Raw genomic sequence first — 15011 nt, forward strand, 5'->3', positions numbered from 1 at the left:
CGGGAGAGACCTGAAGTGCGGTCTGTGTTTTGAGTCTTAATGGAACTGCACAAAATTTTTGAGCAGTTTGAGCAGATCGTAGCGCAGCTCTTCGTCCTGAAGGGCAAAATAGATGTTTGCGGTGAGAAATTCTGCCCAGTCGCCAGCGTCAAAACGCATGCCAGACATGCGCACGGCCATCATGCCCCTTTCCTGGGCCATGGCCTGAAGGGCATCGGTGAGCTGAATTTCGCCGCCGTGGCCGGGTTCGACTTTTTCCAGGTAGTCGAAAATATCGGGGGTGAGCACATAGCGGCCCACAATGGCCATGCGTGATGGGGCGTCCTCGCGGGCGGGTTTTTCCACCATGCTCTTGACGCGGAACACGCCGGGGGTCAGCTCGTCACCGTCGATGATACCGTAACGGCTCACTTTTTCCCACGGAACTTCCATAACGCCGATGACCGGCATTTTTTCTGCCATGGCCACTTCAATAAGCTGGCCAATGCCGGGCGCACCGCCAAACATGAGGTCGTCGCCCACCATGATGGCAAAGGGATCGTCGCGCACCAGTTCGCGCGCACACAGCACCGCATGCCCAAGACCAAGCTGACGCTTCTGGCGCACAGACATGATGTTGACCATCTCGGCCACCTTGCGCACTTCTGCCAGCTTGTCCAGCTTGCCAGCGCGTTCAAGCACACCTTCGAGCTGAAGGTTGTAGTCAAAGTGGTCTTCGATAACCGTTTTATCGCGGTTGGTCACAAAGATCACATCTTCGATATTGGCGCGCTGGGCCTCTTCAACCACATACTGGATGACAGGCTTGTTGTAGATGGGCAGCATTTCCTTGGGAATATTCTTGGTTGCAGGCAAGGAACGGGTTCCCCATCCGGCCACGGGAATGACGACTTTACGAATATTCTTCATGCATGCCTCCAAGGGGGGGTAGACAAATCAATGCGGATTAGCGGCAAACCGATGCAAGCATTATACGCATGGCGGCAATTCTGCAAGTCTGGTCTGCCGTGCAGAATGCCAGGAATTGTTGCCGCATGTCCGAAAAATCAGCGCAGTTCGCGTTCAACCACAACGGCCAGATCTTCGGCAAATGTTTTGACCTTGCCGGGATTTTCGCCTTCCACCATGACACGGCAGAGGGACTCTGTGCCAGAGTACCGCAGCAGAACCCTGCCGCGACCAGCAAGGTCGGCCTCCACCTTGGCAACGGCCTCGCCAATGGCGGGGCGTTCCTCAAAGGGAAGGCGTTTTTCAACCCGCACGTTGATGAGCACCTGCGGGAAGGGCTGGAGCCTGCCAGCCAGTTCCGAGAGGGGCTTGTCCTTTTCTCGCATGATCCGCAAAATTTGCAGGGCCGCCAGCAATCCGTCGCCGGTGGTGCTGTATTTGTGAAAAATAAGATGCCCAGACTGCTCGCCGCCAAGCATGGCACCCTCGCGCCGCATGGCTTCCATAACGTAGCGGTCGCCCACCTTGGTGCGCAGCAGCGATCCGCCGTGATCCTTCATAAAAATTTCCAGCGCCATGTTGCTCATGGCCGTGGCCACCAGCAGATTGCCGGGCAGCTCGCCCCTCGCCATCATGGCCTGGGCGCACATGGCCATGAGTTGATCGCCGTCGATGATGTTGCCGTGTTCGTCCACAACTATGAGGCGGTCGGCATCGCCATCCAGCGCAAGGCCCACATCTGCCCGCACCTCGCGCACCTTGGCCGCCACCACTTCGGGGTAGAGCGAGCCGCAGTGCTCGTTGATGTTGGTTCCGTCGGGGGTTGTGCCAATGCGAAAAACCTCGGCTCCCAGCTCTTCAAGGGCCAGCGGGGCAACCTTGTAGCTGGCCCCGTTGGCGCAGTCAACCACAATGCGCAGGCCTGAGAGTGTCAACTGCGTGGGAAAGCAGCTTTTTGTGTACACAATGTAGCGGCCACCAGCGTCTTCAATCTTGGTGGCGCGGCCAGCACCGCGTGCTTCGGGGTAGGGCCACTTGAAATCGGTATCAAGCACCATGGCAGATATTTCGTCTTCCGTCATGTCGGGCAGCTTGTAGCCCTCGGCGTCAAAAAACTTGATGCCGTTATCGTGGAAGGGATTGTGCGAAGCAGAAATGACCACGCCAAGGTCGGCCCGCATGCTGCGGGTAAGAAAGGAAATGGCCGGTGTGGGCAGGGGGCCTGTCATGATAACGTGCATGCCAGCGGCGCACAGTCCGGCGGTGAGGGCTGATTCAAACATGTAGCCGGAAAGGCGCGTATCCTTGCCGATAACCACCTTGTGCTGGTGGTTGCCGCGCCGAAAGCGCACGCCCGCCGCAAGGCCAAGGCGCAAGGCCACATCAACGGTCATGGGATAGTTGTTGACCGTGCCGCGCAGCCCGTCTGTGCCAAAAAGACGCTCAGCCATGAAGACTCCTTGCCTGAGTATGCTATTGCGCTGCGCCAGCCCGGTTACAGGCGTGTGGGCAGCATTTTGTTTTGCCGTGCCGCGCTTGGCCTGTGGCCGCAACGCGGAATGTTTGCCGTGCGTGTGGCAGTAATTGCCCATGCCGCAAGCCAGCGCAACCTATTTCTTTTTTCTGGTTACAGTAACTTCTTCTGTTACCGGGTTCAAGAGAGTCATGCCCTCTGGCAGTTTGAAGCGCAAGGGTACCTTGATGCTCTCACCCGGCGGAATATCCGGGGTGATGAGCGAAATATCCATTTCAGCAAGGTAACGGCTGTTTTTTGCCAGGGCATCGGGCACTTCTACCAGAACGGCGACCTCATCGGGCTCAACGGTATAGAAGGGCCTGCTTTCCCTGGCAAGTTCAACCTTGCAGCGCCGCGATACAACGGTACGCCCGCTGGTGATGGTATATTGCACCTTAACCGAGGGCGGGGTGGCCGTGACCATGCTTGGCGTATCCAGGGTGATGGACTGGTGTACGGTAGACCCCGCAGACTTGGGATCAAGCATGATGGTGAGCGGCACACTTGAAATGGCCGAGATGACAGATTCCGGCCCGCGAAGCGCCACCGTGGCCGGGGTAACACTGACATTTTCCACAGTCAACGCGCCCCCGCGCAAGGGTGAATCCACCACGGCCCTCACGGGAACGCTGCGTTCCTGAAGATTGTCGGCCTTTACCACAATGCGTGGCGGCTGCACGTCGATAAGTTCAAAAGCGCGAAATCGGGCCCCCAGGTGTTCTGCCGAAAGGGGAACAACCGTGGTGCCCTTTTTGATGGTGGAAAGGTCAACCGCCTGAATTATCTTGCCCTGGGTAACCGAGCGCAGCAGTGTTTCCGGCCCGCGCAGGCGCACCACGGCCTTGCTGATAAGGCCGTCTGTAACCACCAGATTGGTGGGAATGCCCACGTAATCGAGGTTCACTTCGATCTGCGCTTCAAGCCGGTCACGAACGCTGACCATGTACCACATGCTCACGGCGATAAACACGGCCAGCAGCATGGACAGCAGATGCGGCGGGCGGCGGGAGGGATCAGAGGATTTCATCAAGCACCTGCCTGAGACGTACCGCGTCAAGGGCGCGCATGAGTTCGCCCTTGAGGGCTATGGATATTTCGCCCCTTTCTTCAGATACCACAATAACAAGGGCGTCACTTTCGCGGGCAATGCCCAGAGCCGCGCGGTGGCGTGTGCCAAAGTTTTGCCCTTTGGCTTCTGCCAGCGGCAAAATACATGCGGCGGCGGTAATTTTGCCACGGCTGATAATCACTGCGCCGTCGTGCAGGGGGGCCTTGGGGTAAAAAATATTCATGAGCAGCTGACGTGAAAGCTGGGCATCTATTCGCACGCCTTCGCGCTTGATCATGTCGCCAAGGCGCATGCCCCGCTCTATGACAATAAGAGCGCCCACGCGCAGGCGGGCCATTTCCACGCAGGCGGTAACCACTTCTTCCACGCCGGTTTTCTGTATGCGTGAACGGTGAAAAATGGGCCGTGCGCCCATTTCTCCCAGGGCCTGACGGATGTCAGCCTGAAAAATGACCACTATCAGAATGAACAGGGAACTGAAAATGTGTTGCAGCAGCCAGGTGAGGGTGTAAAGCCCCAGGGCATTGGAAAAAAAGTACAGCAGGGTGAGCAGACCCAAACCCGTAAGAACGGTCAGCGCCCGCGAACCGCGCAACATCTGGATAACCTGGTACAGCAGTATGCTGACCACGGCTATATCCATAATGTCACGCCAATCTATGGCAATATGGTCAAACACTGTGTGTTCCTTGCGGCAATATGTATGGTGCAGCCGTAGCGCACAGCCAGATTTTGTCTTCCATGCCAGCCCCATACTGCGCGCACAGATTTTGTGGCAACCGGGCAGGCCGGTGTGTGCGGGGGCCTGTGCTAGTCATGGGCCTTTGCGCGTTGTTTTTCAAGGTACATGGCTGCATCCGCGCAAGAGAGCAGCCCGTCAGCCGTATGGGCATCATCCGGGTAGAGAGCCCTGCCCATGCTGAACGTGATGGGGCCAGGAATTTTCAGCGTCGGCAAGCCTTGTGCGAGATCCCTGCGCATGGCTTCAAATGTCGCCTGATCGCGCTGGGGGGCTGGCGATCCGTTAAGCAGCAGTACAAATTCATCACCGCCAATACGGCCCAGGGTGTGGGTCACGTGGGCATGCGCGCGCACAACCTCTGTGAAGAGTTGCAATACTCGGTCACCGGCCTCATGTCCATAGGTGTCATTGATGGCTTTAAATTTATTTAAGTCAATGTAATATATGGTAAATTTTTTCTTTGCTGGGGAGTCAATCCGTTTTTGCAACTCATCAAACAGCCCACGCCTGTTAAGGGCGCCGGTAAGGGCATCTCTGTAAGCAATAGCTTCCAGATAGTTGCGTATACCCGTAAGGTCATAATTTCTTTGAACAAGACCTGAAAGAAAGAGGCTTAAAAGAAGGCTCATGCCCACATAAAGCCATGTCTCCAACGATTGGTACCATATCTCGCCAGAAGCAATACGTATATGCCATTTGGCGTTGAGAATATTCAACGGCATTTCAACGTTCACGGGGCCATTTGCCGATTCAAGGCTGCCAGCCAGCAGAATTTTTTCGTTTTGTTGCTTTTCGGCACGCCACAGGCCAAAGGGAATGTGCATGTTGTCCAGCATATAGAGGTCTGAAACTGTCAGCACATCAGGAAACCGTAAAAAAATGGCGGCAGTGCCCCAGTATCGGGCGTGTCCCTGGGAATCGTTGAGATAGAGTGAAAGCCGCCCCACAAGCGCCGTGCAGCCGCAAGGCAACTCAATCGGGCCCGTAAGTGTGAGCCGCGATGTGTGGCGGGCTGCCATGGATTCATTGCAGCCCAGGCCGCCTGTCAGCATATTCTGGCCCAGAAGCTCATTGTTGGCCGGGTTGCAAGGATACACCGTGCTGATGATGCCGCCGGGGGCCAGAGCAAAAGCCTGAATGGTGTTGTCGTCACGCAGGGCAGCCGCTACCCGCTCAAATTCTTCAATCCGGCCATCCGCATCTACAACCAGCGCACTGAGAGTTTCTATTTTGAAAACAAGGCGCAGCAGTTCATTGTGCAGATTATCGCGCTGCGAGCGGGCAATGCTCTCCAGCTTTATGCGGTCAACCTGCTGCCCGCGATCGACCAAAACCCATGTGAGCAGTAAGTTTACCGTCAGCGTAACAAGCAGGACTCCAAGGAAAGGGCGAGTTGTTAAAAATCGCACCATACCGGCATGCTCGCGGTTAAAAAAGGTTTTTGATCAGTGGGCCTCAAGAGCCAGGGCAACAGTCATTGCCTGACGGGCTGCGGCCACATCATGTACCCTGTGCCAGTAAACACCCTTACTGCGCAGCATGGCCGTGGCTGTGGCCGTGGCAAGCCCGCGCTGTTGCGGCGGCAGGCCGAGCAGCCCGCCAAAGACAGATTTCATCGAAAGCGCCATAAGCACAGGCCGCCCGAACTCAAGCCAGTCTTCGGGATGCGCCAGCAGGGCAAGGTTGTGCTCAAGCGTCTTGCCAAAGCCGATGCCCGGATCAAGCACAATGCGGTTTTCTGGCAGGCCAGCGCGCACAAGGCGCGACATTTCGCGTTCAAAAAATTCCCGCACCTCGCGGCGCACGTCGGCGTAGCTGGGGTTGTGCTGCATGGTCTTGGGGCGGCCCTGGCTGTGCATGAGCACATAGCCGGGTTTGTACTGCACCAGTACGTCCAGCAGGGCCGGATCAAAGGCACAGGCAGAAATATCGTTGATGATGGATACGCCCATTTGCAGCACGGCTGCCGCTGTTTCGGCATGGTACGTATCCACGGAAACGACCGCCGCAGGTGCCACGCGCCGCAGGCCAGCCAAAACCGGCAGCAGGCGTTGTGTTTCCTGACCGGGTGAGAGCTCAGCCGCGCCTGGGCGAGACGATTCAGCGCCCAGATCAAGAATGTCGGCCCCCTGATCGCGCAGGGCGAGAGCATGCCTGATGCCTGGGGCCGGGCTGTCGTGCTGGCCGCCGTCATAGAATGAATCGGGTGTCAGGTTGACAATGCCCATGACGCCAAAGGGGGAGGGCGTCATTAACGCCCGCCCCCCAAGAATATGCCAGTCTGCGCTTGTGCTAGAAGCGGATTGGCGAATGCTATCGGTCATTTTCGTTACGGCTGGTGTCAGCCTTGTCATCCGTTGCGCCAGTGCTGGTGGTGCTGGCTTTTGGTTCCGCGCTCTGGGCGTTATTGTCAGGTTCGATGACAAATTCTGCCGAGGGCTTGGCGGGTTTGCCCTTGGTGGGGGCTGCCGGTTTGCCGTTGTTGTCGAGAGGCGGCAGTTCCTTGTTGTCCATGAGCAGCTCAAGGTCGTCGCCCGTGATGGTTTCGCGGTCAAGCAAGGCCTGGGCAATGCGGTGCAGGGCATCAAGGTTTTCTTCAAGCAGCTTGCGGCAGCGGCTGTGGGCTTCTTCCACTATGCGCTTGACTTCAGAATCAACCAGCCGGGCCGTGTCTTCGCTGAAGTTTTTGTTCTGCACCCATTCGCGGCCGATAAACACTTCTTCGCCGGTTTCGCCAATGGCAAGCGTGCCCACGGCTTCGCTCATGCCCCATTCGCAGACCATCTTGCGGGCCATGCGGGTGACGCGTTCAATATCGTTGGAGGCACCGGTGGTGATATCGTCAAAAATGATTTCTTCAGCCACGCGGCCACCAAGCAGCACCACCAGATTGTTGCGCAAGAAGGTGCGCGAGTAGCCGTGGCGGTCTTCTTCGGGCAGCTGCATGGTCACGCCCAGGGCGCGGCCACGCGGGATGATGGTGACCTTGTGAACCGGGTCAGAGCCGGGCAGCAGGCGGGCCGCAAGAGCGTGGCCGCCCTCGTGGTACGCGGTGATGCGCTTTTCTTCTTCGGAAAGAATAAGGCTGCGGCGTTCGCGGCCCATGAGAACCTTGTCCTTGGCATACTCGAAATCGTGCATGTCCAGGCGGTCCTGATTGAGCTTGGCAGCCTGAAGGGCAGCTTCGTTGACCAGGTTTTCCAGATCAGCGCCCGAAAAGCCCGGTGTGCCACGCGCAAGGGTTTCGAGGTCAACATCGCCAGCCAGGGGCGTGCGTTTGGTGTGTACCTCAAGAATGCGGCGGCGGCCACGCAGATCGGGCGTGGGAACCATAACCTGACGGTCAAAGCGGCCAGGACGCAGCAGGGCGGGGTCGAGCACATCGGGGCGGTTGGTGGCGGCAATGAGGATAACGCCCTCGTTGCTTTCAAAACCGTCCATTTCCACCAGCAGCTGGTTAAGGGTCTGCTCGCGTTCATCGTGCCCGCCGCCAAGGCCAGCACCACGCTGGCGGCCCACGGCGTCAATTTCGTCAATAAATATCAGGCAGGGAGCATTTTTTTTGCCCTGCACAAAAAGGTCGCGCACGCGCGAGGCGCCCACGCCCACAAACATTTCAACAAAGTCAGAGCCAGAAATGGAGAAGAAAGGAACCCCGGCCTCGCCAGCAACTGCGCGTGCCAGCAGGGTTTTACCTGTACCGGGAGGGCCCACAAGCAGTACGCCCTTGGGAATGCGGCCACCAAGGCGGGTGAACTTTTTGGGGTTGGAAAGAAATTCCACCACTTCCGAAAGTTCGTCCTTGGCTTCGTCAACACCGGCCACATCGGCAAAGGTAACGCGGGCGCTGTCCTGATTGAGCAGGCGCGCACGCGAACGGCCAAAGCTCATGGCCTTGCCGCCGCCGCCCTGCATCTGGCGCATAAAGAAAATCCACACGCCCACAAGCAGCAGCATGGGAAACCACGAGACAAGCAGGGTCATGTACCAGGGCTGCTCTTCCGGCGGTTCAGCTTTTACTTCGACCTTTTTTTCAATAAGGCGGTTAACCAGGCCGAGATCCTGCGGGGCATACGACTGCACCATCTTGCCGTCAGAGGTTCTGCCGGTAAGGGTGTGGCCCTGTATGGTGACAGACAAGAGCTGGCCGTTGTCCACCTGACTGAGAAAGTCCGAATAGGGCACCCGCTGGGTTATCCCCTGCGGCTGCTGGAACATATTGAAGAGCATGACCATCGCCAGGACGATTATCGCCCACAGCATCAGGTTGCGACTTATCTGATTCAACACTGCCTCCGTTACGTTTTCCGCGCGCGGGGGCGCACGGCCAGGCCTTATATATGGCCAGCACGGTTACCAAATTACTACCTGCACACGGGCGGTGTCAAATGTTCGTAGGCATTTGCGCCCTGTGCAGCAGGCTTTGCAACCGAGCCTGTCTTGTTGATTATAATGCACAAAACAATATTGGCAATGGATAAAATACTTCACAAGAGTGCGAACGCGGCGTGGCGCTTTGGCGCAAACTTCTATTTCAGGCTGCTGCATGCCCAAGCCCGCTGGTGCATGCGCCCCCTTGCGGGCAAAGACCTTTTGCCCTATGGTGCGCCCATGCGGAGACGTTTCGTCACCGGTGTGGCGCCCGGTCTTCAAAACCGGTGGCAGGCCTTGCGGTCTGTGGTAGGTTCGACCCCTATACGTCTCCGCCAATAAAGTTTTTGTTTCGTCTTGCCGAGCTCGGCTTGCGATTTTTACCCCGGTTTTGCCGGGGTTTTTCTGTTTCTGCCGCCGGGTGCGCGTGGGGCCAGCCTGTTGCAGCTGGCCCCGTGGCAGAATTATTTGTCTGATTTCTTTTTGTGGCTAGAGCGAAGGTGCAGCCGCATGGGTGCGTGCGTGATGCCAAATATCTTGCGCAGGGCGCGTTCAAGATAGCGGGTATAGCTTTCGGGCACGCGGTCTGCGTCGCTGACAAAGCACACAAAGGTTGGCGGCGCGGTTTCTGCCTGGGTGAGGTAGAAAAATTTGGCGCGCACGCGCTTGACCACCGGCGGCTGGTGTTTTTCCAGCACTTCTTCCATGGCGCGGTTGAGCTTGCCGGTAGAAATGCGCACGCTGCATTCTTCGTGAATCTGCGTTGCCAGGGGCAGAATTTTTTTCAGGCCCGTGCCCTTGAGGGCCGAAACGTTGATGATGGGCACGTGCGGGCAAAAAGCCAGCATTTCGGCCACATTCTTTTTGAGCCTGTCCAGCGAATCGCGGGGGGCCAGATCGCATTTGTTGATCAGCACCATAAAGGGTGTCTTGCGCGTGTTGAGCATGTCCATAAGGCGTTTGTCCTGCTGGCTCACGCCTTCGGCGGCGTCGAGGGTTAGCAGGGTGACATCGGCCTTGGTGCTCGATTTGATGGCCGAGTTGACCGAGTATTTTTCCACGCTGTCGGTGATCTTGGTGCGGCGGCGAATGCCTGCGGTATCCACAAAAACGTAGTCGCGCCCGTCGCGGTTGAAGCGCACGTCAACGCTGTCACGCGTTGTTCCCGCCACGTCGGAAACAATCATGCGGTCCGAACGGGAAATGGCATTGATGAGCGAAGACTTGCCCGCATTGGGGCGGCCAAGCATGGCCAGCTTGAGGGTGGGCGGCGCGGGCGGTTCGCTGGAGGTGTCCTCTGGCAGCAGGGCCACCAGTTCTTCGACCAGAGCGTTGATGTTGTGCCCGTGCTCGGACGAAATTGCCAGCACTGGAAAGCCCAGAACGTGGAATTCGGCCATGTGCTCGTCTTCGCGCTCTATGCCGTCTACCTTGTTGACCACGCAGATGGTGGGCAGGCCCTTGCGGCGCACATGGGCGGCAAGGTGCTCGTCGAGGGGCAGCAGACCATCGCGGCCATCTACCACAAAGGCCACAGCGGCGGCACCAACCAGCGCTGCTTCGGTTTGCGCAAGGATATCGCGCTCAAAACCACGGATACCTTCGGGGCCTTCGACCACGGCGGCATGGGAATCAAGGGTGATGCCGCCCGTATCCACTATGCCGAAAACGGGGGTGTCCTTGCGGCGCACCACACCGTCCATGCGGTCGCGGGTAACGCCGGGGCGGTCATGGGTGATGGCCCGATTGCTGCGAATAAGCCTGTTGAACAGGGTGGATTTGCCCACATTGGGGCGGCCCACCAGAATGACGCGGGGCAATATATCTGCCATGAGAATACCTTAGTGTGCGCCTGGCCCATGCCAGGCATGATTGCGTGCGTGAAGTGGAGTGCGCCGTCACAGTGTTATGCGCTACGACAAGAAGCAGGCTTGAGTTAGAGCGCTGCGTGCTGCGGCGCCTGGCTGCATTGCCGGGCAACATGCCCCGGCGGCCAGTGACAGTTTGGGTTTATGACGGCATTACTGGCGTAAAAATTTATTTGTAGCACTTTGTTCTGTTAAAGGGAAGGCCCCACAGCCGCCCCCATGTTCCGGGGTTTCCGCCGTTGCCACTGGGTCGGGCATCTGCTCAAGGGCGTGTTCGCCCGCCCATTCAGGCAGGCACGAAAAAACACGGCCACAGGGCATGGTTATGCGCAGGGCGTGCAGCAAAAGGCTTTCGGCTGGCAGCAGTTTTGCCTTGTCCGCGTCGCCCATGCGGGCGGGTGCGGGAAGGGAGCTGCCCCCACGCGGCACGTGCCGACGCGGTGCGCTGCCGTATTTGGAATCGCCCACCACAGGATGCCCCATGGCCGCCAGCTGCACACGAATCTGGTGTGTTCGGCCTGTGAGCAGGCGCACAAGCAGCAGGCTTTGGCGCGCGCCCACGCGCAGGGGGCGCACAATACAGAGGGCCTCGCGGCTGTCGGCCTCGCCGGGCGCTGCGGGGCGCACCTTTTCATAACCCTGGGCAGAATCCTTGCGCAAAAAATGGCGCAACAGCTGGGTTTCGGCATAGGGCCAACTGCCCTGAACCCACACCACATATTCCTTGGACATGGTTCCAGAGCGCAGGGCGTCCTGAGCCTTGTTCAAGGCTTCATACGAGGCGGCCACCAGCAAAACGCCAGAGGTTTCCTTGTCCAGCCGGTGAACGGGCACTGGCTTGAAGGGTGCGTCTGTAAAATATGCGGCCAGGCGCGAGCTGAGGCTGTCGTCGTGCCCCGTGCCAGGGTGGGTGGGCAGGCCTGCCGGCTTGTTGAAAGCCCACAGGTAGCCATCTGTACCGATCATGGGGGGCAATGGCGGCGAATCGGCCTTGCGAGCGCCGGATTCGAAATCCGTCGGTTCATCGGGCCCGGCAGTTGCGCTGCTTTCTTCTGCCATTTTAAAGGCAAAAGGAGGCAGGCGAACAATATCGCCGGTCTGGACGCGCGCAAAGGGTTTGCACCGGCTGCCATTAATGCGCACCTGACCTGTACGCACCCAGCGGTGCAGCAGGGTGGGTGGCAGGTTCAGCCGCCTTTGCAGGAACTGTAACAACTTTTGGCCGCTTTCGGTCTCTTGCACCATGGGTTGTTCTGGCAGCGATTGCGCGCCCGAACCTATGGCAGAGCCCTGGGCCTGCGTAGGGGGAGGGTTATCTTCCGACATGCGGATACTGTGGCGTAAAGCCCGCCTTGCGTCAAGAGCACAAACTGGTGCAGTGCCGCCTTGCTGCACAATGGTGGTTACCGATAGCGGCAGTCGTTGAGAGAAACCCTGGAATTTGTGTGGCTTTCTATCCAGCGTTTGATGAGCTGGCGCGTTTCCGACCTTGTTGTAAGCTTGTGGCGCAGCATGGATCTGTCGGCTTCAACAATGGCGCTGGCAATGGTTGTCTGCATGGTTTCGGCACAGGCCGAACCCATGGCGAGCAGCACCGGCGGGCGGGTATGGCCCTCGTTGTGCCGTTCAAAGCGTTGCAGCAGCGAGTACATGATTTCGGCCACTGCCTGCATGTTGCAACCGGGCAGAAGCACAGCGTATTCATCACCGCTCATGCGTGCCACGCAGGCCGCAGAATCAAGCCCGCCGCGCAGCAGCAGGGCCGCCTGACAGAGTACGGAATTGCCTTCTTCGTGCCCCAGATGGTCGTTGATCATCTTGAGCCCGTTCACATCCGCCGCAATCACCCCCACAGGGCGCACTGCCTGCTGCTCCAGATCGTCCACGGTCATGGTAAAAAAGGTGCGGCTGCGCAGCCCGGTGAGTGGGTCGTTGCGCACCAGGTCTTCCAGATGCGCCCTGTCAGCCTGACTGGCGCTGATGTCTGTGTGCAGCCCAACAACTCTGGTGGCCTGCCCATCGGCATTGCGCTGGGTTACGTTGCCCCGGCCAAGAATCCACGCCCATGTGCCGTCAGCCCTACGCATGCGGTAGGTGCATTCAAAGGTATCGCCGTGCTCTGGCGAGGCGATGATATCCTTTTGCATGGGAACAACATGAACGTAATCATCGGGATGGATTTTTTCTTCCCACGAGCTCAATCTTGCCGGAAAGGTTTCGGCCGTATAGCCCAGCATTTCGATGTAGCGCGGGCTGTAGTACACAGAGTTGGTACGCGCATCCCAGTCCCACAGGCCATCGCCCGATGCGTTGAGCGCCAGCATGAGCCGGGCATGGTCTTGCGCCATGTGCGATGTTGATGCCTGCTGTATGGAAAACCGCGCAGAAGGCAAAAGGCCGGGTGACTGCCTGTCGATGGCGCTGATACAGCCGACGATGCGCTCTGCCCGGCCCTGAAGGTCGCGCGTGAGCGTTACAAGCTGGGTGCGGGCCAGTATGCCATTGACAGGAAAGCACAATTCCACATGTGCCCCAATATGGCCCTCAACAAATGTTTGCAGAGATTGTTGCAGCAGCTCCCTTTTATCTTCGTGGCATGCAGAAAGAAGGGCAGCCATGCTTTCGGGAGCCTTTGTTTCCACGCCGAGCATGCGTTGCGCGCCACGGCTTATGCACAAGGTGTCGGAAATAACGCGCCATTCCCATACGGCATCGTTGGTGTCCATCTCGATAATTGGCTGATGCGGAGAAAATGGGAGTATTCGCATGACAATCCTTGGAAAACCAGGATTTATGGCTTGCCCACAGAAAAGGTAAATGTGACGTGGTTAAACCGTTGCTGGCGAGAGTACTCTTGCTCAGGAAAAATTGCTAGTAAGAATTTATATATGTAAGGGGATAATCAGCAGGAATGGTGCTGCCAGAGTGGCATTTGGCAATGGCGGACAAGACAGATCGGCAAGTCGATGCCGCCTTGTGGCGGCAGTGCCGCAATAGGGCATCAATGCTCGTGGGGTTCGTTGCCCAATGGGTGGGCGTGCATGTGGGCGTGCGCAAACGAAGGGGCGCAACTGTGAAGGTGGTTGTGGGCAATGGTGAGGTACTGGGTAGAGGTTTGTGCCAAAAAATCCCAGTCATGAGAGATTGTTATACGTGCAGTGTCCAGACTGCTCAAAATGTCGATTATGCGCTGGCGGGCATCGTTGTCGAGCCCGTTGGTGGGTTCGTCAAGCAGCAGGGCTTCGGGTTGCATGGCCATGACAGCCGCAAGGGAAACCAGTTTTTTTTCGCCGCCAGAGAGGCGGTGGGTAAGGCGGTCTTCAAAACCTGCAAGCCCCAGGTCGCGCAGTGTCGCAACGGCGCGCTCCCTGGCTTCGTCGGCGGCAAGGCCAAGATTCAAGGGGCCAAAGGCCACATCTTCCAGCACGGTGGGGAAAAACAGCTGGTCTTCGGCGTGTTGCAGCACAAAGCCCACCTTGCAGCGCAGGGCGTAAAAGTCGTTTTCGGAGTTGAGCGGCAAACCGTGAAACAGCACCTGACCGCTCTGGGGGCGGGCCAGCCCCGTGATACATCTGAAAAGGGTGGTTTTGCCGCTGCCGTTGGGGCCATACAGGCCTATGCGCTGGCCTGGGTGCAGTGAAAAATCCACATCGTGCAGCACGGGACGCATGCTGTCATTTTGGCCATAGCCAAAGCTGATTCCCTTGAGACTGAAAATGGCCGTAGTGTGATGCTCAGACATTGGGAACCCCCAGGCATTCAACCGCAATTATACTCGCCATGCACAGCAGCAGGCCCAGCGCAAAAAAATAGTCGCCCGCGTGCGCGCGAAAAGACGAAACCGATCTGAAGTGGCCGGAAAAGCCGCGTAAAAGCATTGCCTCGCGCACGCGTAACGAACGCTCGTAGCTGCGCACAAGCAACAGCCCCAGCAGTGACGCAAGGGTGCGGTAGGTGTGCATGTTGGTGCGCGAGCGAAATCCGCGCAGGCGGGCGGCCACAAGCAGGGTGCGCCATTCCTGGGCAATCACATGCACGTAACGGGCAGTAAAAAGAAAAAGAAAAACAAGCTTTGGCGGGCAGTGCAGTCTTTCAAGAGCATGCCCGGCGGTAGGGGCGTTCATGCTGGCAACCAGCGCCAGAAAGGCGCAGGCAATGGCATTGGATTTTATGCTCACCAGCAGGGCCAGATGCACACCCTGCTCACTGACCACAAAAAATCCCCACTGTGCCAGCGGGGTTCCGGGTGTCGTCAATGGGGTAACACACCACAAAAAAAGCACAAAAATATTGATGGCCCCCAGGCGTTGGCACAGTGGGCGCAAGGGCGGTTTGGCTGCGGCCAGCAGCATCACGCCAAGGGCAAGACCAAGACCACAGGCCGGCAAGCTGTGCAGCAACGAAACACACAGAGCAAAGGCCCCCGCGCAGGCCATGCGAAAGCGGGGGTCGATACGCTGTATGAGCGAAGGGCGTACAAAGGGCTGGTCAAACACT

13 protein-coding genes and 1 tRNA gene are annotated in these 15011 nt (G+C 58.0%); 2 read left to right on the forward strand and 12 right to left on the reverse strand.

All coding sequences use genetic code 11. The features are described from left to right. Positions 1-36: 36 nt before the first annotated feature. The 5 genes from galU to ACE3NW_RS09905 all read right to left on the reverse strand — a co-directional run bounded on the left by galU (position 37) and on the right by ACE3NW_RS09905 (position 5111). Positions 37-909, reverse strand: coding sequence for a UTP--glucose-1-phosphate uridylyltransferase GalU (gene galU, locus ACE3NW_RS09885; RefSeq protein ID WP_374282908.1), 873 nt, complete (start codon positions 907-909; stop codon positions 37-39). A gap of 137 nt (positions 910-1046) precedes the next feature. Then, positions 1047-2399: a phosphoglucosamine mutase gene (glmM, locus tag ACE3NW_RS09890; protein WP_374282910.1), complete on the reverse strand. Its 1353-nt coding sequence runs from the start codon at positions 2397-2399 to the stop codon at positions 1047-1049. 159 nt (positions 2400-2558) lie between these two features. Beyond that, positions 2559-3491 carry a YbbR-like domain-containing protein gene (locus ACE3NW_RS09895; RefSeq protein WP_374282912.1) on the reverse strand — a complete coding sequence of 311 codons (933 nt, stop codon included), beginning with the start codon at positions 3489-3491 and terminating at the stop codon, positions 2559-2561. Further along, the gene (gene cdaA, locus ACE3NW_RS09900; protein ID WP_374282914.1) at positions 3478-4212 is read right to left on the reverse strand and encodes a diadenylate cyclase CdaA; all 735 of its coding nucleotides are present in this window, start codon (positions 4210-4212) and stop codon (positions 3478-3480) included. The genes ACE3NW_RS09895 and cdaA overlap by 14 nt, the downstream gene beginning before the upstream one ends. Before the next feature lie 131 nt (positions 4213-4343). Continuing rightward, positions 4344-5111, reverse strand: coding sequence for a GGDEF domain-containing protein (locus ACE3NW_RS09905; RefSeq protein ID WP_374282916.1), 768 nt, complete (start codon positions 5109-5111; stop codon positions 4344-4346). A 168-nt stretch (positions 5112-5279) separates the two neighbouring features. On the opposite strand from ACE3NW_RS09905, the gene ACE3NW_RS09910 reads away from it, so the two are divergent. Continuing rightward, entirely contained in the window at positions 5280-5624 is a 345-nt protein-coding gene (locus ACE3NW_RS09910) for a hypothetical protein (RefSeq protein WP_374282918.1), read from the forward strand. Between the two features lie 96 nt (positions 5625-5720). Here the strand turns inward: ACE3NW_RS09910 and folP are convergent, their stop codons facing one another. Both folP and ftsH read right to left on the reverse strand, forming a co-directional pair. Then, positions 5721-6527, reverse strand: coding sequence for a dihydropteroate synthase (gene folP / locus ACE3NW_RS09915; protein ID WP_374282920.1), 807 nt, complete (start codon positions 6525-6527; stop codon positions 5721-5723). Between the two features lie 61 nt (positions 6528-6588). Next, complete coding sequence (ftsH, locus tag ACE3NW_RS09920; RefSeq protein ID WP_374282975.1) at positions 6589-8538, reverse strand: ATP-dependent zinc metalloprotease FtsH; 1950 nt, start codon at positions 8536-8538, stop codon at positions 6589-6591. Between the two features lie 352 nt (positions 8539-8890). On the opposite strand from ftsH, the gene ACE3NW_RS09925 reads away from it, so the two are divergent. Continuing rightward, a tRNA-Sec gene (locus ACE3NW_RS09925) sits at positions 8891-8984 on the forward strand. Between the two features lie 126 nt (positions 8985-9110). On the opposite strand, the gene der is transcribed toward ACE3NW_RS09925, so the two are convergent. The 5 genes from der to cbiQ all read right to left on the reverse strand — a co-directional run bounded on the left by der (position 9111) and on the right by cbiQ (position 15010). Next, on the reverse strand, positions 9111-10469 hold the full coding sequence (gene der, locus ACE3NW_RS09930; protein WP_374282977.1) for a ribosome biogenesis GTPase Der: 1359 nt from the start codon (positions 10467-10469) through the stop codon (positions 9111-9113). Positions 10470-10667: 198 nt separating this feature from the next. Further along, positions 10668-11840: a pseudouridine synthase gene (locus tag ACE3NW_RS09935; protein ID WP_374282922.1), complete on the reverse strand. Its 1173-nt coding sequence runs from the start codon at positions 11838-11840 to the stop codon at positions 10668-10670. A gap of 77 nt (positions 11841-11917) precedes the next feature. Beyond that, entirely contained in the window at positions 11918-13282 is a 1365-nt protein-coding gene (locus tag ACE3NW_RS09940) for a diguanylate cyclase domain-containing protein (RefSeq protein ID WP_374282924.1), read from the reverse strand. 233 nt (positions 13283-13515) lie between these two features. Beyond that, entirely contained in the window at positions 13516-14256 is a 741-nt protein-coding gene (locus ACE3NW_RS09945) for an energy-coupling factor ABC transporter ATP-binding protein (RefSeq protein WP_374282926.1), read from the reverse strand. Further along, positions 14249-15010, reverse strand: a complete 762-nt coding sequence (cbiQ, locus tag ACE3NW_RS09950) for a cobalt ECF transporter T component CbiQ (RefSeq protein ID WP_374282928.1) — start codon at positions 15008-15010, stop codon at positions 14249-14251. Before cbiQ ends, ACE3NW_RS09945 begins: the two co-directional genes overlap by 8 nt. Position 15011: the final 1 nt, after the last annotated feature.

This window comes from Desulfovibrio sp., assembly GCF_041907885.1.
Classification (GTDB): domain Bacteria; phylum Desulfobacterota; class Desulfovibrionia; order Desulfovibrionales; family Desulfovibrionaceae; genus Desulfovibrio.